General features: G+C 70.1%; 23 protein-coding genes. 10 read left to right on the forward strand and 13 right to left on the reverse strand.

Features of this window, described 5'->3' with window-relative positions:
* Positions 1-37: 37 nt before the first annotated feature.
* On the forward strand, positions 38-997 hold the full coding sequence (locus tag E3O46_RS14395) for an AEC family transporter (protein WP_134561945.1): 960 nt from the start codon (positions 38-40) through the stop codon (positions 995-997).
* Between the two features lie 13 nt (positions 998-1,010).
* Here the strand turns inward: E3O46_RS14395 and E3O46_RS14400 are convergent, their stop codons facing one another.
* From E3O46_RS14400 to E3O46_RS14410, 3 genes are read right to left on the reverse strand one after another with little or no spacing between them, the layout of a single operon-like run.
* A complete protein-coding gene (locus E3O46_RS14400; RefSeq protein ID WP_134446190.1) occupies positions 1,011-1,643 on the reverse strand; it encodes an antibiotic biosynthesis monooxygenase in 633 nt (210 codons plus the stop codon).
* Positions 1,644-1,686: 43 nt separating this feature from the next.
* The gene (locus E3O46_RS14405) at positions 1,687-2,523 is read right to left on the reverse strand and encodes an exodeoxyribonuclease III (RefSeq protein ID WP_134446191.1); all 837 of its coding nucleotides are present in this window, start codon (positions 2,521-2,523) and stop codon (positions 1,687-1,689) included.
* Between the two features lie 9 nt (positions 2,524-2,532).
* On the reverse strand, positions 2,533-4,551 hold the full coding sequence (locus E3O46_RS14410; protein ID WP_134561946.1) for a fructose-specific PTS transporter subunit EIIC: 2,019 nt from the start codon (positions 4,549-4,551) through the stop codon (positions 2,533-2,535).
* A 199-nt stretch (positions 4,552-4,750) separates the two neighbouring features.
* Here E3O46_RS14410 and cofE point away from each other — a divergent pair, with 199 nt between their 5' ends.
* Genes cofE through fgd form a run of 3 tightly spaced genes read left to right on the forward strand, consistent with a single transcriptional unit; the run spans position 4,751 to position 7,388 of the window.
* On the forward strand, positions 4,751-5,650 hold the full coding sequence (gene cofE, locus E3O46_RS14415; protein ID WP_241987434.1) for a coenzyme F420-0:L-glutamate ligase: 900 nt from the start codon (positions 4,751-4,753) through the stop codon (positions 5,648-5,650).
* Positions 5,647-6,360 carry a 2-phospho-L-lactate guanylyltransferase gene (gene cofC / locus E3O46_RS14420; RefSeq protein WP_134446193.1) on the forward strand — a complete coding sequence of 238 codons (714 nt, stop codon included), beginning with the start codon at positions 5,647-5,649 and terminating at the stop codon, positions 6,358-6,360. The genes cofE and cofC overlap by 4 nt, the downstream gene beginning before the upstream one ends.
* Positions 6,361-6,365: 5 nt before the next feature.
* The gene (gene fgd, locus E3O46_RS14425; RefSeq protein WP_198413725.1) at positions 6,366-7,388 is read left to right on the forward strand and encodes a glucose-6-phosphate dehydrogenase (coenzyme-F420); all 1,023 of its coding nucleotides are present in this window, start codon (positions 6,366-6,368) and stop codon (positions 7,386-7,388) included.
* Positions 7,389-7,585: 197 nt separating this feature from the next.
* Here fgd and E3O46_RS14430 read toward each other — a convergent pair whose 3' ends face one another.
* From E3O46_RS14430 to E3O46_RS14450, 5 genes are all read right to left on the reverse strand, one after another.
* Positions 7,586-8,620 (reverse strand): PTS sugar transporter subunit IIA, encoded by a 1,035-nt coding sequence (locus E3O46_RS14430; RefSeq protein WP_134561947.1) that lies wholly within the window; start codon positions 8,618-8,620, stop codon positions 7,586-7,588.
* 86 nt (positions 8,621-8,706) lie between these two features.
* The gene (gene cofD / locus E3O46_RS14435) at positions 8,707-9,708 is read right to left on the reverse strand and encodes a 2-phospho-L-lactate transferase (protein WP_134560363.1); all 1,002 of its coding nucleotides are present in this window, start codon (positions 9,706-9,708) and stop codon (positions 8,707-8,709) included.
* A gap of 63 nt (positions 9,709-9,771) precedes the next feature.
* The gene (locus tag E3O46_RS14440; RefSeq protein ID WP_134561948.1) at positions 9,772-10,584 is read right to left on the reverse strand and encodes an ABC transporter ATP-binding protein; all 813 of its coding nucleotides are present in this window, start codon (positions 10,582-10,584) and stop codon (positions 9,772-9,774) included.
* The gene (locus E3O46_RS14445; protein ID WP_198413455.1) at positions 10,575-11,648 is read right to left on the reverse strand and encodes a putative F420-0 ABC transporter permease subunit; all 1,074 of its coding nucleotides are present in this window, start codon (positions 11,646-11,648) and stop codon (positions 10,575-10,577) included. Before E3O46_RS14445 ends, E3O46_RS14440 begins: the two co-directional genes overlap by 10 nt.
* A gap of 3 nt (positions 11,649-11,651) precedes the next feature.
* Entirely contained in the window at positions 11,652-12,704 is a 1,053-nt protein-coding gene (locus E3O46_RS14450; RefSeq protein WP_134446197.1) for a putative F420-0 ABC transporter substrate-binding protein, read from the reverse strand.
* 176 nt (positions 12,705-12,880) lie between these two features.
* Here E3O46_RS14450 and E3O46_RS14455 point away from each other — a divergent pair, with 176 nt between their 5' ends.
* Genes E3O46_RS14455 through E3O46_RS14470 form a run of 4 tightly spaced genes read left to right on the forward strand, consistent with a single transcriptional unit; the run spans position 12,881 to position 17,646 of the window.
* Positions 12,881-13,792 (forward strand): nitrilase-related carbon-nitrogen hydrolase, encoded by a 912-nt coding sequence (locus E3O46_RS14455; protein ID WP_134446198.1) that lies wholly within the window; start codon positions 12,881-12,883, stop codon positions 13,790-13,792.
* Positions 13,793-13,800: 8 nt separating this feature from the next.
* Positions 13,801-15,222: a dihydropyrimidinase gene (hydA, locus tag E3O46_RS14460; protein WP_134561976.1), complete on the forward strand. Its 1,422-nt coding sequence runs from the start codon at positions 13,801-13,803 to the stop codon at positions 15,220-15,222.
* A gap of 59 nt (positions 15,223-15,281) precedes the next feature.
* Entirely contained in the window at positions 15,282-16,298 is a 1,017-nt protein-coding gene (locus E3O46_RS14465) for a TIGR03842 family LLM class F420-dependent oxidoreductase (RefSeq protein WP_134446199.1), read from the forward strand.
* Between the two features lie 37 nt (positions 16,299-16,335).
* Positions 16,336-17,646: an aspartate aminotransferase family protein gene (locus tag E3O46_RS14470; RefSeq protein WP_134446200.1), complete on the forward strand. Its 1,311-nt coding sequence runs from the start codon at positions 16,336-16,338 to the stop codon at positions 17,644-17,646.
* A 115-nt stretch (positions 17,647-17,761) separates the two neighbouring features.
* On the opposite strand, the gene E3O46_RS14475 is transcribed toward E3O46_RS14470, so the two are convergent.
* Together E3O46_RS14475 and E3O46_RS14480 are read right to left on the reverse strand one after the other, a co-directional pair.
* The gene (locus tag E3O46_RS14475; protein WP_134560357.1) at positions 17,762-18,703 is read right to left on the reverse strand and encodes a LysR family transcriptional regulator; all 942 of its coding nucleotides are present in this window, start codon (positions 18,701-18,703) and stop codon (positions 17,762-17,764) included.
* Positions 18,704-18,762: 59 nt separating this feature from the next.
* Positions 18,763-19,047, reverse strand: coding sequence for a hypothetical protein (locus E3O46_RS14480; protein ID WP_134561949.1), 285 nt, complete (start codon positions 19,045-19,047; stop codon positions 18,763-18,765).
* Between E3O46_RS14480 and pyrE the strand changes: the two genes are divergently transcribed.
* Positions 19,037-19,585, forward strand: a complete 549-nt coding sequence (gene pyrE, locus E3O46_RS14485; RefSeq protein WP_134446203.1) for an orotate phosphoribosyltransferase — start codon at positions 19,037-19,039, stop codon at positions 19,583-19,585. The two genes, E3O46_RS14480 and pyrE, sit on opposite strands and share 11 nt — an antisense overlap.
* Positions 19,585-22,065 (forward strand): hypothetical protein, encoded by a 2,481-nt coding sequence (locus tag E3O46_RS14490; protein WP_134561950.1) that lies wholly within the window; start codon positions 19,585-19,587, stop codon positions 22,063-22,065. Before pyrE ends, E3O46_RS14490 begins: the two co-directional genes overlap by 1 nt.
* Positions 22,066-22,243: 178 nt before the next feature.
* Here E3O46_RS14490 and E3O46_RS14495 read toward each other — a convergent pair whose 3' ends face one another.
* The 3 genes from E3O46_RS14495 to E3O46_RS14505 are packed head-to-tail and all read right to left on the reverse strand — an operon-like array spanning position 22,244 to position 25,059.
* Positions 22,244-23,044, reverse strand: a complete 801-nt coding sequence (locus E3O46_RS14495) for an HAD-IIA family hydrolase (RefSeq protein WP_134446205.1) — start codon at positions 23,042-23,044, stop codon at positions 22,244-22,246.
* Between the two features lie 52 nt (positions 23,045-23,096).
* On the reverse strand, positions 23,097-23,786 hold the full coding sequence (locus E3O46_RS14500) for a metal-dependent transcriptional regulator (protein WP_134561951.1): 690 nt from the start codon (positions 23,784-23,786) through the stop codon (positions 23,097-23,099).
* Positions 23,787-23,796: 10 nt separating this feature from the next.
* Positions 23,797-25,059: an Nramp family divalent metal transporter gene (locus E3O46_RS14505; RefSeq protein ID WP_134446207.1), complete on the reverse strand. Its 1,263-nt coding sequence runs from the start codon at positions 25,057-25,059 to the stop codon at positions 23,797-23,799.
* Between the last annotated feature and the right edge of the window lie 67 nt (positions 25,060-25,126).

The raw sequence follows: 25,126 nt of genomic DNA on the forward strand, positions 1-25,126 counted from the left end.
CTCTCCTGCAGCAGAACTGTCCCCTAATCTGGGAGTAATGAGCGGCGTCCTGGTCGGGTTCTCCATCATCGGATTCGTGATCCTGGTGGGCTACCTCATCGAGCGTGCGGGGTTCGCTGGCCCGACGGCCGGGTTCGTGCTCAATCGGGTCGCCTTCTTCGTGGCGATGCCCGCGCTGATGTTCACCGTCCTGAGCCACACGGATGTCCGGGTGCTGTTCTCCTGGTTCCTCCTGACCACCCTGTGCACCGTCCTGGTCATCGTCGTGGTCTACCTCGTGGCCAGCCGGTTCCTCGTGCGCCGCAGGGCGATCGGTGGGAGCCGGCGCCGGGACCGCGTGGCGGAAACCGCGCTCGGCGTCGCGGGAGCCGGCTACGTCAACGCGAACAACATCGGCCTGCCCGTCGCGATCTACGTGCTCGGCAGTGCGCACTACGTCGCCCCGGTGCTCCTCCTGCAGCTGCTCGTCTTCGCGCCGATCCTGCTCGGCATCCTCGACGTCGCGACGAGCGGCCGGGTCTCGGTCGGGTCGATCCTGACGCAGCCGTTCCGGAACCCGCTGATCCTCGCCTCCCTGTCCGGTCTGATCGTGGCCGTGTTCCGGATCCCGATCCCGGACGCCGTGTTCGCACCCCTCGACATCCTCGGAGGGGCCGGTGTCCCGATGGTCCTTCTCTCGTTCGGCATGTCACTGCACGGCGACCGGATCCTGCGACCCGGCTCAGGGAGGAAGCAGGTCGCGCTCGCGGCGACGCTCAAGGTGGCCGTGATGCCGGTCGTTGCCTGGGCCTTCGGCCGATTCGTCTTCGGGCTCGGCCCCGCAGAGCTGTTCGCGGTCGTGACAGTCGCAGCCCTGCCGACCGCGCAGAACGTCTTCAACTATGCGGCCCGGTACGACCGCGGCATGGTCGTCGCCCGCGACACCGTGCTCGTGACGACGATCGCCGCCATCCCGGCGTTGCTCGTGATCGCGGCCCTGCTCGCGCCGGCCGCCTAGAGCTGCGGGTGGTCTAGACCTGTGGGCGGCGGTAGGCGGATGCCGGCGGCCGGGTCAGCCACGGGCGGAGCCACCGCGTGATCCACGGCATCACGAGCAGGGTCATCGTGGGCGCCATCACGAGGGTCGTCATCAGGATGCGGGGCACGATCGGGTAGCCGCCCCACTCGGGGATCGCGAGTGTGACGAGGAAGGTGAAGACCACGTTGGTCGGGAAGAAGCCGAGGCCGATCGCGACGGTCTGCTTCCACTGCGAGGGCTGGTAGATGCCCGAGTCCGCGCCCTCCTGCGGGGTGTCGAACCAACCTTCGATGCCGGTGCGTTTCTGCACGCGCGAGTCGAGGATGTAGTCGACGCCCTGGGCGAGCCACTCGGCGCGCTCATCGGAGCCTTCCCAGGCATCCAGTGAATCGGAGTTGTCGAAACGGTAGAGCATGTGCCAGCTGAGCGAGTCCGCGCTCGTGCGCACCCAGCCGGAGCCGAGGAAGCCGGGGAACGCGCTCGCGAGGTCCATGCCCTGCTGGGCCCAGTGGGTCGCCTCGGCTATCCGGGTGGGTTGCACCCGGCGCGTGATGGAGACGGTGACGGAATCGGACGGCCCGGCCGCCGCCGGATTGCCGTCGTTCCCCGGCGATACGGAAGACATGCTTCCAGTATCCCCGACGGTCGCGGCATCTCGCCCGAAAGGGTCAGAAGATCATCGGGCGGTCGTCGTCCTCGTCGTCGAGGGTGAGGTCGACGACGACGGGCACGTGGTCGCTCGGTGCGTCACCCTTGCGTTCGTTCCGGTGGATGCTCGCGGCGGTGACGAGGTCGGTGAACGCCGGTGAGCCGAGGATGAAGTCGATGCGGAGGCCCTCGTTGCGCGGGAACCGCAGTTGCTTGTAGTCCCAGTAGGTGAAGCCCTCCGGCACGAGGGTGCGCACGGGGTCGGTCAGCCCTGCGGCGGCGAAGGCCTCGAATGCGGCCCGTTCCGGCGGTGAGATGTGCGTCGACACCCCGGGGACCAGCGTCGGGTCGCCGACGTCGGAGTCGAGGGGGGCCACGTTCCAGTCGCCCATCAGCGCGAGGGCGAGATCGGGGCGGGCGGCGAGTTCGGCGCGGGTGTGCTCGTCGAGCTTCGCGAGCCAGTCGAGCTTGTACGCGTAGTGCGGGTCGTCGAGCGCGCGCCCGTTCGGAACGTAGAGGCTCCAGAGCCGCAGGTCATTCACCGTGACCCCGAGCGCACGGGCCTCGAGCGGCAGCCCGGGGCCTTCCTGGCCTTTCAGGAAGCCGGGCATGCCGGGGAAGCTCGTTGCGACATCCGTCACGGGGTGCCTGCTCGCGAAGGCGACGCCGTTCCACTGGCTGAGGCCGTGGATGGCGAGCTCGTAGCCGGCCTCCTCGAAGACGTCGGAGGGGAACTGCTCCGGCTTGCACTTGATCTCCTGCATGGCGAGCACGTCGATGTCCTCGCGCACGAGCCAGTCGACGACACGGGCGGAGCGGGCTCGGATGGAGTTGACGTTCCAGGTGGCGATGCGCATGCGCCCAGCCTATTTGACGGATGCCGGCTTCGGGCCGACCTGCGCGGCCAGCGCCGCGAGCACGTCCGCCGGGGTCGCTGCCGACTGCAGTGCGGCGCGGAAGGCGGGCTTCATCAGGGCGCGGGACAGCTGGGCGAGCACGGTGAGGTGCTCGGTTCCGGCCGCCGCCTCCGGAACGGCGATCAGGAAGATCAGCGTGGCCGGGGTGCCATCGGGCGCGTTCCAGGCGACGCCGTGCCTGCTGCGGGCGAAGGCCAGGATCGGGGCGCTCACGCCGTCCGATTTGGCGTGCGGGATCGCGATGCCGTCTCCGACGGCCGTGGTGCCGAGCTTCTCGCGGGCGAGGGCCGCCTGGATGACGACGCCTGCGTCGGTGACGCGGCCGGTGGCGCCCATCCGGCCGACGAGGGTGCGGATCATCGCGTCGCGGTCGGTCTCGGCGGCGTCGAGCACGATCGTGTCTTCGTCGATGTAGTCGAGAACCGTCTTCGGTACCGGGGCCGGGGCCGGTGCCGGCACTGCCTGTGGTGCCGTCGAGACGGGTGTCTCCGCGGCGGCCTGCCGCGTGTGGCGTTCGGCCCTGCGCGCGGACATTCCGAGGAGCAGCAGGGAGACGAGGGCGGTGACGACGGCACCGATGAGCAGGGCCGCGAAGTACATCGGCACCCCGGAGACGGCGCCGAAGACGGCGACGATCGGTCCGCCGTGCGGCACGGAGTCGGTGACCGCGAAGAGGGCTGCGATGCCGCCGGCGACGGCTCCGCCGAGCATGTTCGCGGGGATGACCTGCAGCGGCTTGGCGGCTGCGAGCGGGATGGCGCCTTCTGTGATGCCGAAGAACCCCATGAACAGGGCGGCGATCCCGGCCTCACGCTCCGGCTTGGAGAAGTAGCGGCCGCGGATCAGGGTGGCCAGGCCCATCCCGAGTGGCGGGACGGCGATCGCGGCGGCGACCATGCCCATCGGGGCCGGGTTCCCTGTCGCGATCAGGGCGCTGCCGAAGAGGAACGCGGTCTTGTTGACCGGGCCGCCCATATCGAAGGCGACCATCGCGCCGAGGATCAGGCCGAGCACGATCGCGCTGCCGCCCTGCAGGCCGGTGAGGAACGTGCTCATGGTGGAGAAGACCCAGCTGATCGGCTGGCCGAGGGCGAGCACGAAGGCGCCGCCGACGATCACGGTGGTGAGCACGGGGATCACGAGGATCGGCATGATCGGCTTGATGTACCGGTGCACGGGGATCTTCTTGATGCCGAGGGCGACGAAACCGACGAGGAACCCGGTGACGATGCCGCCGATGAAGCCGGCGCCGGACTCGGAGTGGTAGAACGACCCTGTCGTGGCGATCCAGCCGCAGATCATGCCCGGCGCGAGCCCGGGCCGGTCGGCGATCGCGTAGGCGATGAACCCGGAGAGGATCGGCACCATCAGGGTGAAGCCGAGCACGCCGATCTGGTTGATCGTCAACCAGAAGCTGCCCTCCGGGATGACGAGACCCTTCGGGGTCGCCTCGCCGCCGAGGGAGAGCGAGATGGCGATCAGCAGCCCGCCGACCACGACGAACGGGATCATGTAGGAGACGCCGTTCATCAGGGCGCGGTACAGGGTGCCGCCGACGTCTGACCTGCCGGTGGTCGGGGCGGGGGTATTCCCGGCCGAGCCGTCGGGTCCGTCGGCGGCCGCTGACGGCGCGGCGGCGAGGGCCTCCCGGATCAAAGCGGCAGGGCGGTGGATGCCGTCGGCCACCCCGACGGAGATGATCCGCTTGCCCGCGAAGCGTGACGGGTCGATCCTGGTGTCTGCCGCGATCACGACGGCGTCGGCACGGTCGATGTCGGCCGGGCTGAAGGCGCCTTCGACGCCGACGGAGCCGTGCGTCTCGACCTTCATGTCATAGCCGAGTTCGGCCGCAGCGGCCGCGAGCTTCTCGGCAGCCATGTAGGTGTGCGCGATGCCGGTGGGGCAGGCCGTGATCCCCAGGATCAGGAGTCGATGTGGTGCTGTTGTCGCGGTGAGGGGTTCGGGCATGGCTCGAGAGTCCTTCCGGGCCGAGGTCGACCGGAATCTCCGTGAACACCGCAGCTCAATTTCATAAGCTTAACTAACTTTATTTCGCCCCGCGAACGAGGGTGGCTCGTGAGGTGTCGCACATCGACGTTCACGTGACGTGGGAACCTCGATCTGCGACGAGTCGGGAAGAGCCGGGACCTCCGGGCGGTTGCGGGACGTGACAGGATCGAAGGATGAGCGGAAAGCGGGACCGGTGCGCGGCGAACTGAGCGTTTTCGCCCTCGAGGGGATCCCCGAGGTCGCGGCGGGCGCCGACCTCGCCGGGCTGATCCTCGCCGCTGCAGAAGTCGCGGCCGCCGGAGTCGCTGGGGGCACCCTGCTGCGTGACGGCGACATCCTCGCGGTCACGAGCAAGATCGTCTCCAAGGCCGAAGGCCGCCTGCGCGCGGCGGCCGACCGCGAGCAGGCGATCACCGACGAGACCGTGCGCGTCGTCGCGACCCGCGCGTACCCGGGTGGCGTGACCCGCATCGTCGAGAACCGGCAGGGCCTCGTGATGGCCGCGGCCGGCGTCGACGCGAGCAACACCCCCGAGGGCTTCGTGCTGCTCCTTCCGGCCGATCCGGATGCCTCCGCCCGCGCCCTCTGCGCCGCGGTGCGGGCACGCACCGGGCTCCGCCTCGGTGTCATCATCACCGACACCGCTGGGCGCCCCTGGCGCGAGGGCCAGACCGACATCGCGATCGGCGCGGCCGGCGTCGCCGTGCTCGACGACCTGCGCGGCACGACGGATGCCGCCGGCAAACTCCTCAACGTCACCGCGCCCGCCGTCGGCGACGAGATCGCCGGCGCCGCCGACCTCGTCAAGGGCAAGGCGAGCGGCAACCCGGTCGCCGTGATCCGGGGGCTCGGCCGGCTGGTCCTGCCGCTCCCGGCCGCTGACCCCGTCACCGCCAGATCGGGTGTTGTCGATCGCGGGGCGGCTATTCTGCTGCGCCCGAGCGAGACCGACATGTTCCGGCTCGGCAGCGCGGAGGCCGAGGCCCTCGGCTACACCAGGGGCTACGCGGCCGGACTGGCCGCCGGACTCACCGCCGCGGAAGCCGACCTGCCGTGAGCTGGGTGGTCGTGGTTCCGGTCAAGGGAAACCCTGGCGCGAAGACACGCCTCGGCGGCGCCGGCCCGGACCGTGCCGAGCTCGCCGACGCGTTCGCCCTCGACACCGTTGCTGCCCTCGCCGCAGCCGCCCCGGTCCTTGCCGTCTTCGTCGTGACCGGGGACACCGTCCTCGGCGCGCGACTCGCCCGCCTGGGCGCGCACATCGTCGCCGAGGTTCGGGACCCGGTCGACCCGCTCAACGCCGCGATCGACGTGGGACTGGCCGCGGCCGCTGCGGAGTTCCCCGCTGCGCACCGCGCCGTCATCACCGGAGACCTGCCTGCCCTCACCGCGGATGACGTCGAACGGACGCTCGCGCTTGCCGCCCACCACGAGCGGTCGATGGTGCCGGATGCCGACCGGACCGGCACCACGACCCTGCTCGCGCTCGCCGGGGTGCCGATCAGCCCGCGTTTCGGCTCCGGCTCACGCGCGGCGCACGAGGCGGCCGGGCACGTTCCGCTCACGCTGCCGGCCGGGTCCGGAATCCGCCGCGACGTCGACACCCCGGCCGACCTGGCCCTGGTCGAACGACTGGGTGCCGGACCGTACACATCCGCCCTGCTCACCGCAGCATCCGCCGCCCCGCAGGACTCGGCCCAGCAGGAGTCGCCCGTCCCACCGCCCGCAGCCCTGGTTCCGTCCCCCGATCGCCCCCTCGAGAAATGAGCATCATGCTTCCTCTGAAACTCGGATACAAGGCCTCCGCCGAGCAGTTCGCCCCGCGTGAGCTGGTCGAGATCGCCGTCGCCGCCGAGCGGCACGGTTTCGAATCGGTCGCGGTGAGTGACCACTTCCAGCCCTGGCGGCACACCGGCGGCCACGCCCCGTTCTCTCTGGCCTGGATGGCGGCCGTCGGGGAGCGCACGACACGGGTGCAGATCGGCACCTCGGTGATGACGCCGACCTTCCGGTACAACCCCGCCGTGATCGCCCAGGCCTTCGCGACGCTCGGCTGCCTCTACCCGGGCAGGATCATGCTCGGTGTCGGGACGGGAGAGGCCCTCAACGAGATCGCGACCGGGTTCCGCGGCGCAGGCGCCCAGGACTGGCCCGAGTTCAAGGAACGCTACGCCCGGCTGCGCGAGTCGATCGCGCTGATGCGCGCGCTCTGGTCGGAGGACAAGGTGAGCTTCGAGGGCGAGTACTACAGCACCCATGACGCGAGCATCTATGACCGACCCGAGGGAGGCATCCCGGTGTACGTCGCCGCGGGCGGACCCCTCGTGGCGGGCTATGCGGGCCGGTCGGGGGACGGCTTCATCTGCACCTCGGGAAAGGGCATGGAGCTCTACACCGAGAAGCTGTTACCGGCTGTCGCGGCCGGCGCGGAGAAGGCCGGGCGGGATGCGGCCACGATCGACCGGATGATCGAGATCAAGCTCTCCTACGACACCGACCCGGCGCTCGCGCTCGAGAACACCCGGTTCTGGGCCCCGTTGTCGCTCACGCCCGAGCAGAAGCACGACATCACCGACCCGTCGGAGATGGAGGCGGCCGCGGATGCCCTGCCGATCGAGCAGGTCGCCAAGCGCTGGATCGTGGGCTCTGACCCCGACGAGACGGTCGCGGCGATCGGCGAGTACATCGATGCCGGCTTCAACCACCTGGTCTTCCACGCGCCCGGCCACGACCAGGAGCGGTTCCTGACGGCCTTCGAGCGCGATCTGGCCCCCCGCATCCGCGCCCGCGCCTGAGCCGCGCGTGCAGACACGACCGAGCGTCACCTTCGACAGTGGGCGTGCCGAATTCAGGAGTTGCGCCCGCGGTGCCCGCCCTCGCCGCACTGCTCCGGGAAGTGCTGCAGTCTGGCGGCCGCAACTCCTGAATTCGGAAGACTGACGATCGCTGGAGCTGGAGCTGGAGCTGGAGCTGGGATGACGGCCGGATCGGGCTAGGGCTGGGGTTGCTCGGGCTTCTTGAGGTTGGCGCTGATCGCGAGGGCCTCGAGCACGGCGGCCGGGGTCTGCGCGGACTGGATCGCGGCGCGGAACGCCGGCTTCGCGAGGCAGCGCGAGAGCTGGGACAGCACCCGGAGGTGTTCGGTTCCTGCCGAGGCCTTGGGCACGGCGATCATGAAGATCAGGGTCGCCTTCTCGCCGTCCGCTGAGTTCCAGTCGATGCCGTGCTTGCTGCGCGCGAAAGCGAGCACCGGGGCGACGACGGAGTCGCACTTGGCGTGCGCGATCGCGATGCCGTTGCCCATGCTCGTGGTGCCGTGGGTCTCGCGGCGGAACGCGGCCTGGGCGACGAGCCCCACGTCGGTGATCCGCCCGGTCGTGCTCATCATGCCGGCGAGGGTGCGGATCATCCGGTCCCGGTCGGTCTCCTCGACGTCGAGCACGATGGTGCGCTCGTCGATGTAGTCGAGCACGGTCTTCTTGCCGGTCGACACCGAGCCGGTTGAGGTGGTCGGCACGATCGGGATCGCCGTGGTGAGCGGCATCGTCATCGTGGCGAGTTTTCGCTTGGGGTGCGGCGTGCTGATGACGACGGGCTCATGTCTCGGGTGCACCAGGGACGGCGCCGGGGCGGATACGGCGGCCGAGGCGAGAGCGGATGCGCCCGGCGTTCCGGCCGAAGCGGGAGCGTGGGCGGCATCGGAGCCGGGTGCGGTCGTCTGGGTGCTGCCCGGGGCGTTCCCGACGGTGGTCGGGGCCGCGCCGGCCGGGTGGCCCGGGGTGCCCGTGGCATCCGAGGCCGCGCCGGACGCGCTGGCCGTGTTGGTCGAGCCGGACCCAGTGGAGGCGCTGGCTGCGCTGCGGCGCGCTGCGCGGTGCCGCACGACGATCAGAACGATCGCGACGGCGGCCGCGACGATGATGGCGCCGACGATGAGCGCGGGGACGTATGCCGGCATGCCGGGGACAGCTCCGACGACGGCGGTGATCGAGCCGCCGTGCAACGCGGAGTCGAGATGTGCGGGCATGACAGTAGGGTCCTTCCGGTAGGCCGACCGGAATCGAGCGCTGAACCGGGGGCAAATTAGTTAGCTTGAAGAATAATTAGCCTGACTTAGTGTATCCCCCGCGCAGGCGACGCGATCCGGAACAATGTTGCCGCAATTTCCGCCGTCGTGTCCAGGTCGTGCATCCAGAGCGGCACCGCGAGTGAGCGGATCCCGGCGGCCGCGAGAGCGGGCAGCGCCGCGGCATCCGTTTCGTCGACGAGCCAGCCGTCGAGGATGCCGCCGGTGGACCGGGCGCCGTAGTGCAGGCCGACGGCCGCAGCGGTCGTGGCGACGCCGATGGTCTGGAGGCACGCGTCGGCCATGCCGCGGACGGCGGCTCCCGCGATGATCGGCGAGACGCCGACGACGCGGGCGGGCGTGGATCGCAGGGCGTCACGGATGCCCGGGATCGCAAGGATTGTGCCGATCGAGACCACGGGGTTCGACGGCGGCAGGATCACGAGGTCCGCCTCCAGGATCGCCTCGAGCACGCCGGGGGCGGCCTCCGCCGTGTCGAGCCCGCGCTGCACGAACTGGCTGACCGGCACGCTCGCCCGATACCGGACCCACCATTCTTCGAAATGGATCAGGTCCCCGGCGCGGTGCTCGTCGGCATCCGCTGCGAGGCGCGCATGGGTCTCGACTGGCTGGTCGCTCATCGGCAGGAGGCGGGCTCCTGGCTGCCAGCGCTCGCAGAGGAACGCGGTCGCCTCGCTCAGGGTGGAGCCGGAGCGCAGCAGGTCGCTGCGCACGATGTGGGTCGCGAGGTCGAGGTCGCCGAGCGTGAACCACGACCAGCCGCGCCCGTACGCCGCGATCTCGGCCGAGGTGCGGCGGGACTCGTCCGGGCGGCCCCAGCCCTGCTCCTCGTTGATGCCGCCGCCGAGGGTGTACATCACCGTGTCGAGGTCGGGGCAGATCCGCAGGCCATCGAGCCACATGTCGTCGCCGGTGTTGACGATGACCGTCACCCGCGCGGAGGGGTCGCTCGCCGCGAGGTAGTGCAGCAGCCCCCGCGTGAACCGGGCCCCGCCGATCCCGCCCGCCAGTACCGTGATCTTCGTCATGTCCCTATCCTCCTGCTGTCGTCCTGCTGCCGCGAAAGCGGGTGAATCGTCGTTTTCGATGGGTCATAACGACGATTCACCCGCTTTCGCGAACGGGCGGGGTGGGGGTGAGGGGGCGAAGAGCAGGGACGGATGCCCGCCGCGGGGGTGCGGGACGACGAAACTGTCGACGCCGTAGACCTTGGCGATGACTCTTGGGACCAGGACATCGGCGGGTGTGCCTGCGGCTGCCAGGCGGCCGTCGGCGAGCAACAGGATCTGGTCGCAGTATGCGGCGGCGAGGTTGAGGTCGTGCAGGGCGAGGACGGCGGTGAGGCCGAGGTCCCGCACCTGGGCGAGCAGACCGAGCTGGCCGCCGATGTCGAGGTGGTTGGTCGGCTCGTCGAGCAGGAGCAGGTTCGGCCGCTGGGCTAGCGCGCGGGCGATCTGCACCCGCTGCTGCTCGCCGCCGCTCAGGGTGCCCCAGCTTCGGTCGGCGAGGTCGGTGCCGCCGACCTGGGCGAGCGATTCGGCGACAATGCGCAGGTCCTCGGCGCCGTCGAAGCCGCCGAAGATTCCGGAGCGGTACGGAATACGACCGAGGAGGACGACCTCGCGCACGAGCAGGTCGATCGTGGGGCTCGCGTTCTGCTCGAGGAGGGCGATCCGGCGGGCGGTTTCGCGTCGGCCGAGGGTCGCCAGGGGTGCGTCGTCGAGGGTGATCCGCCCGCTCGTCGGGGTGTGCAGGCCCGCGATGAGGCGCAGCAGTGTGGACTTTCCCGCGCCGTTCGGGCCGAGCAGGCCCGTCACCGAGCCGGTCGGAATGATCGCGGAGACGTCGTCCAGGATCGTGCGCCCGCCGACGCGGAACGACACCCGCTCGATGACTACACCCATGAAACGGACTTCCGGCTCTTGATCAGCGCGATGAACACCGGAACCCCGATCAGGGCGGTGATGATGCCCACCGGCAGCTCGCGCGGGTCGAAGACCGTTCGGGCGAGGGTGTCCGCGATCACGAGGAACACCGCGCCATATACCGCGACGAGCGGCAGCAGCCTGCGGTGCCCCGGCCCGCTGAGCCCGCGCACGAGGTGCGGGAGGATCAGCCCGACGAACCCGATCGCACCGCTCACGGCGACCATCGCCCCGGTCAGCAGTGCCACCGTGCCGAGGAGCGCCCACCGGGTGCGGTTGACGTCGACTCCGAGCGAGGCCGCGGCGGTGTCGCCGAAGGCGAAGGCGTCCAGCCGGCTCGCGGCGAGCACGAGCCCGGTGCCGGCGAGGAGGAGCGCGCTCCCGGCGATGAGGACCGTGGCCCAGGAACTGCCGGCGAGGGAGCCGAGCAGCCAGTTCAGGATCTCCCGGTAGGAGTCGCCCTTGGCCGACCAGAAGATCACGAAGGAGGTGCCCGCCGCGCCGAGCTGGGCGATCGCGAGGCCGGCGAGCACGGCCCGGCCGGGCGTGATCGTTCCGCCGACCCTGGCAATGGAGAGCGTCGCGATGAGCGCGGCGAGTGCGCCGGCGAAGGCGGCGAGCGGGAGTGCGACCCCGACGCCGAGAATCACGACGCAGACCGCGCCGAGCGACGCCCCTGAGGACAGCCCGAGAAGGTACGGGTCGGCGAGCGGGTTGCGGGTCACGCTCTGCATGACCGCGCCGCTCAGGGCGAGGCCCGCACCGACGAACGCCGCGGTCAGCACCCGGGGGAGCCGCAGCTGCCAGACGATCGCGTCAGTGAGGACGGGCACCGTGCCGGAGTGCGGGAAGCCGAGGTGCGCCGCGAGGCTGCCTGCGACATCCGCCAGGTTCACCGGAGCGGGCCCGATCGTCACGGCCAGCGCGGAGACGAGCACAAGCGCGGCCAGGGCGAGCGCGAGCCACAGCCCGAAGCGGCCGTTCCGGCGAGCGGATGCGGCCGGCCGGGTCCGTCCCGCCACGGAGTCCGTGCCCGCAGTCACCGACTACTTGCTCAGCGAGTTGAGGTCGGCCAGCTGGTCGATCGTCGTTGCCGCGGCCTCGACGTTGCGGATGCCGGCCTCCGTCGAAGCGAACGGGAGGGTGATGTACCGCTTGTTCTTCACCGCGGTGAGGTTCTTCGTCGCGGGGTTGGTCTCGAGGGTCTTGATCTTCGACTCTGCCGTGTTCCAGGTCGCGTCGACGAGCACGATCACGCTCGGATCGGCAGCGACGACGGATTCCCAGCCGACGGAGGTCCAGGTGTCCTTCACGCTCGCGAAGACGTTCGTGAGTCCGGCGGCATCCATGATCATCTGCGGCGCACCGATCCCGGCACCGACGTACGGGCTGTCGACGCCGCTCGAATACCAGAGCGCAGAGGTCTTCGTCGTCGCGGGGGAGAGCGTCGTGAGCTCCTTGCGCTGGGTGGCGACGAGCCGTGCGGCTGCCTCGGGGGCCCCGAAAACGGCGCCGGCCTGGGTGATCTCCCCGAAGACGGTGTCGAAGGTGAGCGGATTGGGCTGGTCGGCGCCCTTGCAGGCCGACGGCGCGACATAGCTGCCGATGCCGACCGCGGCGAGGGTGTCGCGGGTGCCGACGCCGTCAGCGGCGAAGTTGGACTCCCACCCGCCGAAGACGAAATCAGGGTTCAGGGCGAGCACGGCCTCCTGGCTGGGCAGGAAGTCGCTGACGACCTTGAGGTTGGTGCCGATCGAGCTGAGCGCCTGCGGGAGCGGACCGTCGAGGAACGCGGTGCCGACGATCTTGTCGCCGAGGCCGAGCGCGAGGAGAAGTTCCGTGGCCGACGACTTGATCGACACGATCCGGCTCGGGGCCTTCGTGACCGTGACCGTCGTGCCGCAGTTCTCGATCGTGAGCGGGTAGGCCGGCTTCGACGTCGGGGTGGGGCTGGCCGTGACCGCATCCGGGGCGGGGCCTGCGGGAATCGGGCTCGTGGTCGCGCAGCCTCCGAGGAGGGCGGTGAGCGCCGTGGCAGCAATGAGCGCCGGCCAGGCGCGAGAAGCGCGGGGCCCGCGGAAGAACGGGAGACGTGTCATGAGACCTTCGGTGGCCGGGCGGGACTTTCTGAATGGTACCAGCGCCGGATAACGGTTTCGCTGAGTGCTTGCCTCCCGGCCCGTTGGGCGACAGGATGATCCACACGCACTCAGCACGCCGGACGTTTCGGCGGACGTTTCAGTTATCTCGCAGTAGTGACTTGGTGGAGGCAGACATGTCCGACGGATCCAATACCCCGGCCAGCGCGAAGATCCGCGCGGATGCGGCCGGCAAGGGCGGGAACATCGTGAGAGCCGCGATCACCCAGGCCACCTGGACCGGCGACGAAGCGTCGATGATCGCCAAGCACGAGGGATTCGTGCGCTCTGCGGCCGCGCAGGGAGCGCAGGTGATCTGCTTCCAGGAGCTCTTCCACGGCCCCTACTTCGGCATCATCCAGGACCCCCAGTACTACGGCTACGCGACGAGCGTTCCGGGCCCCCTCGTCGAACGGTTCCAGGCGCTCGCCGCAGAGCACCACATCGTGATCGTGCTTCCGGTCTACGAGGAGGAGCAGGCAGGCGTGCTCTACAACACCGCCGCCGTGATCGACGCCGACGGGAGCTACCTCGGCAAGTACCGCAAGCACCACATCCCGCACCTCCCGCAGTTCTGGGAGAAGTTCTACTTCCGTCCCGGCAACCTCGACTACCCGGTCTTCGACACCGCGGTCGGCAAGATCGGCGTCTACATCTGCTACGACCGGCACTTCCCGGAGGGCTGGCGCATCCTCGGCCTGAACGGCGCCGAGATCGTCTTCAACCCCTCGGCCACCAAGCCCGGCCTGTCCAACCGGCTCTGGGAACTCGAACAGCCGGCCGCGGCGGTCGCCAACCAGTACTTCATCGGCGCCAACAACCGGATCGGCACCGAAACCGAGGAATTCGGCGACGAGGCCGTCACCTTCTACGGCAGCTCCTACTTCGTCGACCCGCGCGGCAACTACGTCGGCGCCATCGCCTCGACCGACACCGACGAGATCGTGATCCGCGACCTCGACCTGGGCCTCATCCGCGAGACGCGCAACTCCTGGCAGTTCTACCGCGACCGCAGGCCGGACTCCTACGACCCGATCGCCCGCGCATGAGCGCCCGGGTGGGGCGCACCCTGATCCGGGGCGGCACTGTGGTCAGCTCGACCGGCCGCTCAGAAGCGGATGTCCTCATCGACGGCGAGAAGATCGTCGCGGTGTTCGCCCCCGGCTCCGCCATTTTCGGGTTCGACGTCGCGGCATCCGCCGACACGGTGATCGACGCGACCGGGAAGTACGTGATCCCCGGCGGCATCGACGCGCACACCCACATGGAGCTGCCGTTCGGCGGCACCGCGGCCTCAGACACCTTCGAGACCGGCACCCGCGCGGCCGCGTGGGGCGGCACGACGACGATCATCGACTTCGCCGTGCAGAGCTACGGGCAGCGTGTCTTCGACGGCCTCGCGACCTGGCACGACAAGGCGGCGGGGAACTGCGCCATCGACTACGGCTTCCACCAGATCATCGGCGACCTCAACACGGACTCGCTGCAGGCCATGGACGGGCTGCTCGCCGAGGGCGTGTCGAGCTTCAAGCTCTTCATGGCCTACCCGGGCGTCTTCTACTCCGACGACGCGCAGATCCTCCGGGCGATGCAGAAGTCGGCGGAGACCGGGCTCATGACGATGATGCACGCCGAGAACGGGCCGGCGATCGACGTGCTCGTCGGTCAACTCCTCGCAGAGGGCAAGACCGACCCGTACTATCACGGCATCGCGCGGGCCTGGCAGCTCGAGGAGGAGGCCACCCACCGGGCGATCATGCTCGCCGACCTGACCGGGGCGCCACTGTACGTCGTGCACGTCAGCGCGAAGCAGGCCGTCGCGCAGCTCGCGGCGGCCCGCTCCCGCGGCAAGAACGTTTTCGGGGAGACCTGCCCGCAGTACCTCTACCTCTCCCTCGAGGAGAACCTCGGCGCCCCGGGCTTCGAGGGCGCGAAGTGGGTGTGCTCCACGCCGCTGCGCAGCCGCGCGGAGGGGCACCAGGAGGAGCTCTGGCAGAGCCTCCGAACCAACGAACTGCAGCTCGTCTCGACCGACCACTGCCCGTTCTGCATGAAGGGCCAGAAAGACCTCGGCCTCGGCGACTTCTCGAAGATCCCGAACGGGATCGGCTCGGTCGAGCACCGCCTCGACCTGCTCTACCAGGGCGTCGTCGAGGGGCGGATCACCCTCGAACGCTGGGTCGAGCTGACCTCGACGACCCCGGCGCGGATGTTCGGCCTCTACGGCACCAAGGGCGTGATCCAGCCGGGGGCGGATGCCGACGTGGTCCTCTACGACCCGGCCGGGCACACCTCGATCGGGCTGGGCAAGACCCACCACATGAACATGGACCACTCCGCCTGGGAAGGGTACGAGATCGACGGGCACGTCGACACGGTGCTCAGCCGGGGCAAGGTCATCGTCGACGGCAACAGCTACCTCGGGGCGAAGGGCGACGGGCGGTACCTGCCGCGCGGCCTGAGCCAGTACCTGATCTAGGCGCGCCGGCCAGGCATCCGCCACCCACCGCCCACCACCGACAGAGCGCAGGGAACCCCATGGACTTCGGAGCAGTGCTGCAGACCAACCCGCCATCGGCCAGGGTCGTGCAGCTCGCGCAGCTCGCAGAGGCCTACGGCTTCAGCCACGTCTGGACCTTCGACTCGCACCTGCTCTGGCAGGAACCGTACGTGATCCACAGCCGCATCCTCGCCGAGACCCGCAAGATCATGGTCGGGCCGATGGTCACGAACCCGTCCACCCGCGACTGGACCGTCACCGCATCGACCTTCGCGACCCTCAACGAGATGTACGGCAACCGCACGATCTGCGGCATCGGGCGTGGCGACTCCGCCGTGCGCGTCACGAACGGCGCCCCCGCGACGCTCAAGACCCTGCGGGAGGCGATCCACGTCATCCGCGAGCTCGGCAACTCCCGCGCCGTCGAGTACAACGGCGCCACCCTCCGCTTTCCGTGGAGCTTCGGCAGCTCCCTCGAGGTGTGGGTCGCCGCGTACGGGCCGCTCGCGCTCAAGCTCACGGGAGAGGTCGGGGACGGATTCATCCTGCAGATGGCCGACCTCGACGTTGCCGAGTGGATGATCAGCACGGTGCGGAAGGCGGCGGCAGCGGCAGGCCGGGACCCGGCATCCGTGAAATTCTGCGTCGCCGCCCCGATGTACATCGGAGAGGACTGGGAGCACATGCGCAACCAGTGCCGCTGGTTCGGCGGCATGGTCGGCAACCACGTCGCCGACATCGTCGCCAAGTACGGCGCCGACTCCGCGGTCCCGCGCGCCCTCACCGACTACATCGCCGGGCGCGAAGGCTACGACTACAACCAGCACGGCCGCGCGGGCAACACCCACGCCGACTTCGTGCCCGACGAGATCGTCGACCGGTTCTGCGTGCTCGGCACCAAAGCGGATCACATCAGGAAGCTCGAGGCACTCCGCGAGCTGGGTGTCGACCAGTTCGCCGGGTACCTGCAGCACGACAACAAGGAAGAGACCCTGCGTGTGTACGGTGAGAGCATCATCCCGGCGCTCAACACAGCGCCCGCCGCGAAGATCTGAGAATGGCAGCCCGGGTGCGAGAACAAGGAGAACCGCTGTGACTGATACCGATCGGCTCGACGAACTCACCGTCGACCTCGACCTCGCCCACGTGTTCCATTCCTGGTCGGCCCAGGGCGGCGGACGCACCCCGTTCGTCCTCGCCGGCGGGCTCGGAACCCGGGTCTGGGACCACTCCGGCACCACGTTTCTCGACTTCTCCAGCCAGCTGGTCAACCTCAACATCGGCCACCAGCATCCGGCCGTCGTGCGCGCGATCGTCGAACAGGCCGGCCTGCTCGCCACGGTCGCGCCCGCGACGGCCAACCTCACCCGCGGCCAGGCCGCGAGCCGCATCGTCGCCCGCGCGCCCGACGGCTTCCACAAGGTGTTCTTCACCAACGGCGGGGCGGATGCGAATGAGAACGCGATCCGGCTGGCCCGGTTGCACACCGGTCGCGACAAGATCCTCTCGACCTATCGCTCGTACCACGGCAACACCGGGGCCGCGATCGTCGCGACGGGGGACTGGCGCCGGGTACCGAACGAGTTCGCGCGCGGGCACGCGCATTTCTTCGGCCCGTACCTCTACCGCAGCGACTTCTGGGCCACGACCCCGGAGCAGGAGTGCGAGCGCGCCCTGCGGCACCTCGAGCGCGTGATCCAGAGCGAGGGGCCGAGCGGGATCGCCGCCGTGCTGCTCGAGACGATCCCGGGCACCGCGGGCGTGCTGCTGCCGCCGCCCGGGTACCTGCCGGGGGTGCGCGCCCTGTGCGACCGCTACGGCATCCTGCTGATCCTCGACGAGGTGATGGCGGGCTTCGGCCGCACCGGCAGCTGGCTCGCCCTCGATCTCTACGACGTGGTGCCCGACCTGATCACCTTCGCGAAGGGCGTCAACTCGGGGTACGTGCCCGCGGGCGGGGTGATCATCCCGGATTCGATCGCGAACGACTTCGACACGACCGTGTTCCCCGGCGGACTCACCTACAGCGGGCATCCGCTCGCCATGGCCGCGATCGTGGCGACGCTCGACGCGATGGAGGCGGAGGGGATCGTCGACAACGCGGCCAGGATAGGGAGGGACGTGCTCGCGCCGGGGCTCGCGGAGCTTGCGGAGCGGCACCCGATCATCGGTGAGGTGCGCGGCGTCGGCGTGTTCTGGGCGCTCGAACTGGTCGCGGACCGCGCGACCAGGGAACCGGTGGGAGCCGGGGTGATGGCGAAGATCAAGGCCGGGCTGCTCGCCCGCGGACTGCTGCCCTTCATCGCCGAGAACCGCATCCACGTGGTACCCCCGTGCGTCGTGACCGACGCCGAGGCAGCCGAAGCCTTGGCGATCTACGACGAGGTCCTCTCCCTCCCCTAGCCCCTCCCCTCCCGCTTGCTCGCGTCCGCTCTTCCGCGAGAGTACGAAATGTGCCCCGAAATGGCGCGAATACGGGCACATTTCGTACTCTCGCGTGAGGGGTGGGCGCGGCTTCTCAGGGAGAGGGAGTGGGGGCTGATGCGGGGGCGTGGGCCTGCTGGACGCTGGCGGCCTGGGTGCGGAGCACGTCGACGACCGTGCGTACGGCGAGGCGCTCGGCGCGGTCCGGGCGCATCAGCGCAACGATCTGCCGCTCGGCGTCCACCCCGCGCAACGGCTTGAGCGTCACCCGCCCCGGTTGGCCGCCTCCCCACGTGTAGCGCGGCACGAGGGCGATCCCGAGGCCTGCCGTCACGAACGCCTCGATGAGCCTCATGTCGGCGAATCGCTGGGCGACAGTGACGTGGCCGGGGGTGCGCTCCTCGATCTCGTCCAGGATCCGCTCGAAGGGATACCCGTCCGGCACCCCGATCCAGGTCTCGTCGATCACGTCCGCCGGGGCGAGCCAGGAGCGGCCGGCGAGCCGGTGATCGGCGGGCAGCCCGACGTCGATCGGCTCCGTCATGAGCGGAACGACCGTCAGGCCGCGCCCGCCCCAGGACCGCTGGCCGCTCAGGCTGTACGCGAGCACGATGTCGTAGTCGGCCGTGAGCGCAGGGAAGTCCCGGAGCTCCGGGTCGAGGTCGGTGCACGTGACCACGAGGCCGGGCCGGTCGGCGAGTTGCAGCATGGCCCCGGGCAGGAGCATCTCGCCGGCGGTCGGGAAGGTGACCACGCTGACCCCTCCGGAGGCGTCGTTCCGGAACTCGTGCCAGACGGCGGTGGCGCGGGCGATCGCGACCGACACATCGGTGGCGCTGCGGGCGAGCGCGCGCCCGGCATCCGTCAGAACAATGCCCCTCCCGCGGCGCTCGGTGAGGCGCACCCCGGCCTCGCGCTCGAGCACTTTGAGTTGCTGGGAGACGGCGGATGCCGTGCGATGCGTCGCCCGCGCGACCTCGGTGATCGAGCCGCGTTCGGCCAGTTCCCTGAGCAGTTCGAGCCGCTGAATGTCCATGTAGCTACGCTACACAATGAGTACAGGACAATGCGATTGTGCTGCATGGTTAGAGGTGGTCAAATAAATACGTCGAACACGTGCAGCAGTGCCTCCGTATCACCGACATCCACCCCTGGTTGAAAGGCCCCCTCGTGTTCGTTCTCATTGCCGTGCTCTCCCTGATCGTTGTCGCGTCCATCGTTGGCGTTGTTGTCGATGTGCAGAATGACGGCTACCGTCACATGCCCGAACAGCGCACCTTCGTTCGCGGCTTCTGACCCCTGCGTGACGCCTCCCCGTCCCCCGGGCCGGGGCAGGCGTCGCCAATCCCGAATGGCATACAGTTGATCCGTGACGGACATTCGGCAGCAGCTCATTGACTACATCTCGGCTGAGGCCGTGTTCCACGGTGACTTCACCCTCACGAGCGGGAAGAAGGCGACGTACTACGTCGACCTCCGCAAGGTGAGCCTCGACCACCGGGTCGCCCCGCTGATCGGCCAGGTCATGATCGACCTCATCGCCGGTGTGCCCGACGTCACCGCCGTCGGCGGCATGACGATGGGCGCAGACCCCGTAGCCGCGGCGATCCTGCACCAGGGTGTCGCCCGCGGCCTCTCCTACGACGCGTTCGTCGTGCGCAAGGAGCCCAAGGACCACGGCCGCGGCCGCCAGGTCGAGGGCCCCGACCTCGCCGGCAAGCGCGTGATCGTGCTCGAGGACACCTCGACCACCGGCGGATCCCCGCTCGCGGCCGTCGAAGCCCTGCTCAAGGTCGGCGCGATCATCGCCGGCGTCGCGGTCGTCGTCGACCGAAACACCGGCGCCCGCGAAGTCATCGAAGCGGCCGGCTACCCCTACTTCGCCGCCATCGGCCTTGAGGACCTGGGGCTGAACTAATGCCAGACCAGTCGGGGAGCGGCGAAGAAGGAATCGACTGGCTCGCCTCCCAGCTCGGCGACGGCACCAAGCCGACCCTGCCGGACGACTTCGTGATGCGTCGCCCGCGCCGGGCGAAGGGTGCCCCAGCGGATGACCCCGGCCGGGTTTCCCGTTCCGGCGACGCCTCTGGTGCCGCTACGACATCGGATCCTGAAACTCCGGCGCCCGCGTTCCTGTGGGGACTCAAGCCGACGACGGCGACCGCCGCCGTGACCGTGGTCAAGCCGGCGGCATCCGCCCAGGTTGCGCCGCCGGTTGCTCCTTCTCTTGCTCCGCCGCTCGCTCCGCCGCTCGCCCCGACGCCTGCCGTGCACTCGCCGGAGCCCGCGGGCGAGCCTTCTGTGGTCGAGCGGGCCGTGTTCCGGCCGCGCGCTGCCGGCGCCACGTCCTTTCCCGCACGGGCCGGCCTGACTCCTGCCCCGATCACCCCGCCGGCCCCTGCGGCCTCGACGACAGGGTCTCCTGCGGGTATCGAGCCCTCTTCCGGTTCTGTCCCTGCCGGTCCGGCAGCGGCAGGAGCCTCCGCGTCCGCAGGCTCTGCTGCTTCCGCCGGCTACGTCCCCGGCGACATCTTCTATCCGTCCGCTCGCCCACTCGCGACGACCGGCGGCGCTGCCGCGACTCCGAACCCGGGCCCCACCGAAGGCTCGCCGGTCGTGGGGGCCGACCGGGGCATCCGGCCGGACGCACCGCTCGAACCCTGGTGGACCACACCCGCGCGGTCGCCGCTCGTGCTCACGCCCGAAGAAGTCGCCGCGGACCGCGCCGCCACCGCCGACGGACGCGGCACCCTGTACCCGGCTCGCAACCTGCCCGAGCCGGAGCCCATCCCCGAGCCCCTGCCCGTGGTGCCTGCGCCGTCGCACTTCCGGCTCCGCGGGCGTCGCGCCGCCGCCCAGGCACCCGTCATCACGCCGCCCGCCGGTGCGTCCGCCGCCGCCGGTGCAGCTGCCGCTGCTGCTCGTGCCGCCGCAGCCCTCACCGCCGCGACTGCCGCAGCTACCGCGCGCGCGGGGACCGAGGCCGCCGAGCGTGCCGCCGAAGTCGAAGCCGCATCGCGAGCTGCCGCTGCCGCCGCCGCCGCCGCAGAGCATGCTGCTGCCGAAGCTGCCGCCGAGCGTGCGGACGCCGTCGCATCCGCGGCCCGAGCTGAGATCGAGACCGAGGTCGCCGCCGAGCGCGCCGTGTTCGAGGCCGCCGCCGCGAGTGCCGCCGCCGCGGTTGCCGCGGCGTCTGTCGCGTCAGCGAGTGCGGCTCCGGCTGCGGCGCTGCCGCTGCTCCCGGCTCCGATCGTTCCCTTCCCGGTCGAGAGCGACCCGTGGGCCGATTCCGGACTCGCCCACACCGAGGTTTTCACTCCTCAGGCTCCGCTCGCCGATTCTGTCGGGCACCCGGCCGACCCTCCGGCTGTCGTCGGCGGCGAGACGGCGGGGGCGCTGAGCGCGTTCGATGCATTGTTCCAGCCCGCCGCCGACACCGCCGCCGACACCGCCGCCGACACCGCCGCCGACACCGCCGCCGACACCGCCGCCGGCGCAACGGCCGCTGCCCCGACGACGGTTCTCGCTGCACCGGGCGTCGCGAATGCGCCCGCCCCCGCAGCCTCCGCTGCCGGCTTCTTTTCGCGTCGCTCGAAGGGAACGCCCCCCGGCGACCCAGGAACAGCCGCGGCAGGCACGGGCGGATCAGGGACAAACGGTTCAGAGACGACACCTGGTTCCGGACCGAAGAGGCCCGGAACGAATGGTCCCACCGTCGGCGGCTCCGGGAACGGGGGCTCCGGGAACGGGGGCTCCGGTTCGGGCGGCTCCGGGAACGGTGGTTCAGGGCATGGCCCCGGCGGGGCATCCGCCGGGCACAGCGGGTTGCCGAAACCCCTGATCTGGACCGCGGTCGGCCTGCTTGTCCTCGTGGTTCTCGTCGGCCTCTTCCTGCTCGGCCAGCGCCTCGTGGGCTCCCCGGCGTCAACCGTCGCCGCCACAGCCTCGGAGACGCCGACCCCCACCCCGACGCCGACCCCCACGCCGACCCCGGCGCCCACCGCCGCGCAGCCGGTCGGCGTGCACGCCTGGCAGACCCTGTTCGGCGGCGAATGCCTGCAGCCCTACGTCTCCCCGTGGGAGGAGACCTTCACGGTCGCCGACTGCGCGGCCCCGCACCAGGCGCAGCTCGTCTATCGCGGTCTGTTCCCCGGGGACGCGACGACTCCGTTCCCCGGCGAGGCGGCGCTTGCTGCGCAGATCAACCTGCTCTGCAGCGCGCCCGGCGTGATCGACCTCACCGCTGCGGCGGCGTATCCCGATGTGCAGGTTCAGGGCAGCTACCCGATCACTGCTGCACAGTGGGCGGATGCCCCGCACCAGTACTTCTGCTTCGTGAGCCGGTCCTCCGGCGACGGCATCACCGGGAGCCTCGCCGGCCCCGGCCCGACCGCTTAGCCGCAGGAACTCCCGGCTCCTCGTTCGTCGCTGTGCCGAATCCAGGAGTCGAGCCCTGCGAGCCGAGGCAGGGCCCCAGACGAGCGCCGCGTATCCGGCCTGTCCGGGTGGGGACGCGCTCAACTCCTGAATTCGGAACGCGCCAACCGGATGGGCGACGCGGGGTGACGCGGGTGGGCTAGATCTCGTCGGACTCGACGGGTTCGAGGGACACGAGCTTGTCGACGCCGGAGATGATCTCGTCCGGGCGGAACGGGTAACGGCTGACCTCGGCCTCGTCGCTGATCCCGGTCATCACGAGCAGCGTGTACAAGCCGGCCTCGATGCCGGCGACGATGTCGGTGTCCATCCGGTCGCCGATCATCGCGGTGTTTTCCGAGTGCGCGCCGATCTTGTTCATCGCCGAGCGGAACATCATCGGGTTCGGCTTGCCGACGACGTACGGCTCCATGCCGGTCGCCTTCGAGATGAGAGCGGCGATGGCGCCCGTCGCGGGCATCGGACCGTCCGCGCTCGGCCCCGTCGCATCCGGGTTCGTCGCGATGAAGCGCGCACCGGCGAGCAGCAGGCGGATGGCCTTGGTGATGGCCTCGAAGGAGTAGTTGCGGGTCTCGCCCACGACGACGTAGTCGGGGTTCGTCTCCGTCATGATGAACCCGGCCTCGTGCAGGGCCGTCGTCAGGCCGACCTCTCCGATCACGAAGGCCGTTCCGCCGGGCATCTGGCTCTTCAGGAAGTCGGCGGTCGCGAGGGCCGAGGTCCAGATGCGCTCCTCTGGCACGTTGAGTCCTGAGGCGCGCAGCCGGGCGCTCAGGTCACGCGGCGTGAAGATGGAGTTGTTGGTCAGCACGAGGAACGGCGTTCCCGCGTCGCTCCATTGCTGCAGAAGCTCGGCGGCCCCGGGCAGCGGGCTGTTCTCGTGGACCAGCACCCCGTCCATGTCGGTGAGCCAGCATTCGATCTCGTCACGGCGTGTCATTCGGCGCTCCTCGGGTTCCCCTCCAGAGTAGCGTTCCGGGGTTTGGTCGGTGTCATCGCTTCGATTCCGCGCGGGGCTCGTCGGTGGGCTCCGCATCGAGCCAGATCGACGCGGCCTCCGCATCGGTCAGGTGGCGGATGCTGCCGTTCAGCAGTCGCACGACGCCCGGTCCCAGCAGCGCGAGCACGGTTCCCGGCCCGATGCCGTCGCGTGCGAGGCCTCGGAGCACGACGGGATCCCGGTCGCTGATCCGCAGGACGACGCCGACGAGGCCGGGGCCGGCTTCGGCCGCGACGAGCCCGGCGCGCGCGGTGACGGAGCCGTCAGCCGCGGGGATCGCGTCGCCATGCGGGTCGACCGCCGGCCGGCCGAGGCGTTCGTCGATGGCGTCGAGCAGCCGGTCCGAGAGGGAGTGTTCGAGGATCTCGGCCTCGTCGTGCACCTCATCCCAGTCGTAGCCCATCTCGCGCACGAGCCAGGTCTCGATGAGGCGGTGCCGTCGCACGACCGCGCTCGCGCGCAGCAGCCCGACGGGGGTGAGGGAGAGAGGCCCGTACGGCACGTGCGTGATGAGGCCGGCGGCCGCGAGCTTCTTCACCATCTCCGTGACCGAGGAGGGAGCGATCCCGAGCCGGGCTGCAAGAGCCGACGGGGTGATCGGTTCCGGCTGCCACTCGGTGTGCGCATAGATGGTCTTGAGGTAGTCCTCAGACGCCGGGGTGCTCGTGCCGTTGTGTTTCATGAGCCGCTCCCTATGCTCCGGTGAAGATCAGCACGAGCAGGACGACGTTGAGCGTGACCAGCAGGATGGCGGTGATGATCCCGGCCAGCGTCGTGAACCAGCGGTTGGTGTATTCGCCGAGCAGGCTCCGCCGCGAGGTCAGCCAAACCAGCGGGATCAGCGCGAACGGGATCCCGAAGGAGAGCGCGACCTGGCTCAGCACGAGGGCCTCGGTCGGGTTGAGGCCGAGGCCGAGGATGATGAGCGCCGGGATCAGCGTGACGAGGCGACGGACGAGCAGCGGCAATCGCAGCTGCAGCAGCCCGTGCATGATCTCGGCACCGGCGTACGCGCCGACGGAGGTCGAGGCGAGCCCGGATGCGAGCAGGCCGATCGCGAACACCGTCGCGACGATCGGCCCGAGGCTCGACTTCAGGGCGTCATACGCGCCCGGAAGCGAGTCGGTTCCCGGAATGCCCTGCAGCGCAGAGGCGGCGACGACGAGCAGGGCCACGTTGACGGTGCCGGCGAGGATCATCGCGAGGGTCACATCCCAGCGGGTGGCCCAGAGCAGGCGGTGCGTGGTCGGCCGGTCGTGGGCACCGGGAAACCGGTCGCGGGCGAGGGCGGAGTGCGCGTAGATCGCGTGCGGCATGATCGTCGCACCGAGGATCGACGCCGCGAGCAGCACCGAGTTGCTGCCCTCGAACCGCGGCACGAGGCCGGCGAGCACGCTCGCAGGGTCCGGCGGGGCGAAGAACACCCCGGCGGTGAACCCGATCGTGATCACGCACAGCATTGCGACGATGACCCGCTCGAAGCTCTGTGCCCCACGCCGGGCCTGCGCGGTCAGCACGAGCATCGAGACCGTGCCCGTGATCACGCCACCGAGCAGCAGCGGCAGCCCGAACAGCAGGTAGAGCGCAACCGCACCGCCGATGATCTCCGCGAGGTCGGTCGCCATCGCGACGAGCTCCGCCTGCAGCCAGTACAACCGCCGCAGAAACGGATGCTTGAACCGGCTGCCGAGGATCTCCGGCAGGCTCTGCCCGGTCACGATCCCGAGCTTCGCGGAGAGGTACTGGATCAGCCACGCCATCAGGTTGCCCGAGAGCACCACCCAGACCAGCAGGTACCCGAACCGGGCGCCCGCGGTCATATTGCTCGCCACGTTGCCCGGATCCAGGTAGGCAACGCCGGCGACCATGGCGGGACCGAGCAACATCGCCAGCCGGGCGGGTGCTGCCGGCGTCCGCGCCGCATCCGCTACCGTGCCGCCAGCATTTTTAGGCATACCGAAATTATACGCGCGCTCGCCCTGCCCTGGGCACGAGCACGCGCGCGAGGCGGGGGCAGGCGCT

The sequence above is a fragment of the Cryobacterium glucosi genome, assembly GCF_004402235.1.
Classification (GTDB): domain Bacteria; phylum Actinomycetota; class Actinomycetes; order Actinomycetales; family Microbacteriaceae; genus Cryobacterium; species Cryobacterium glucosi.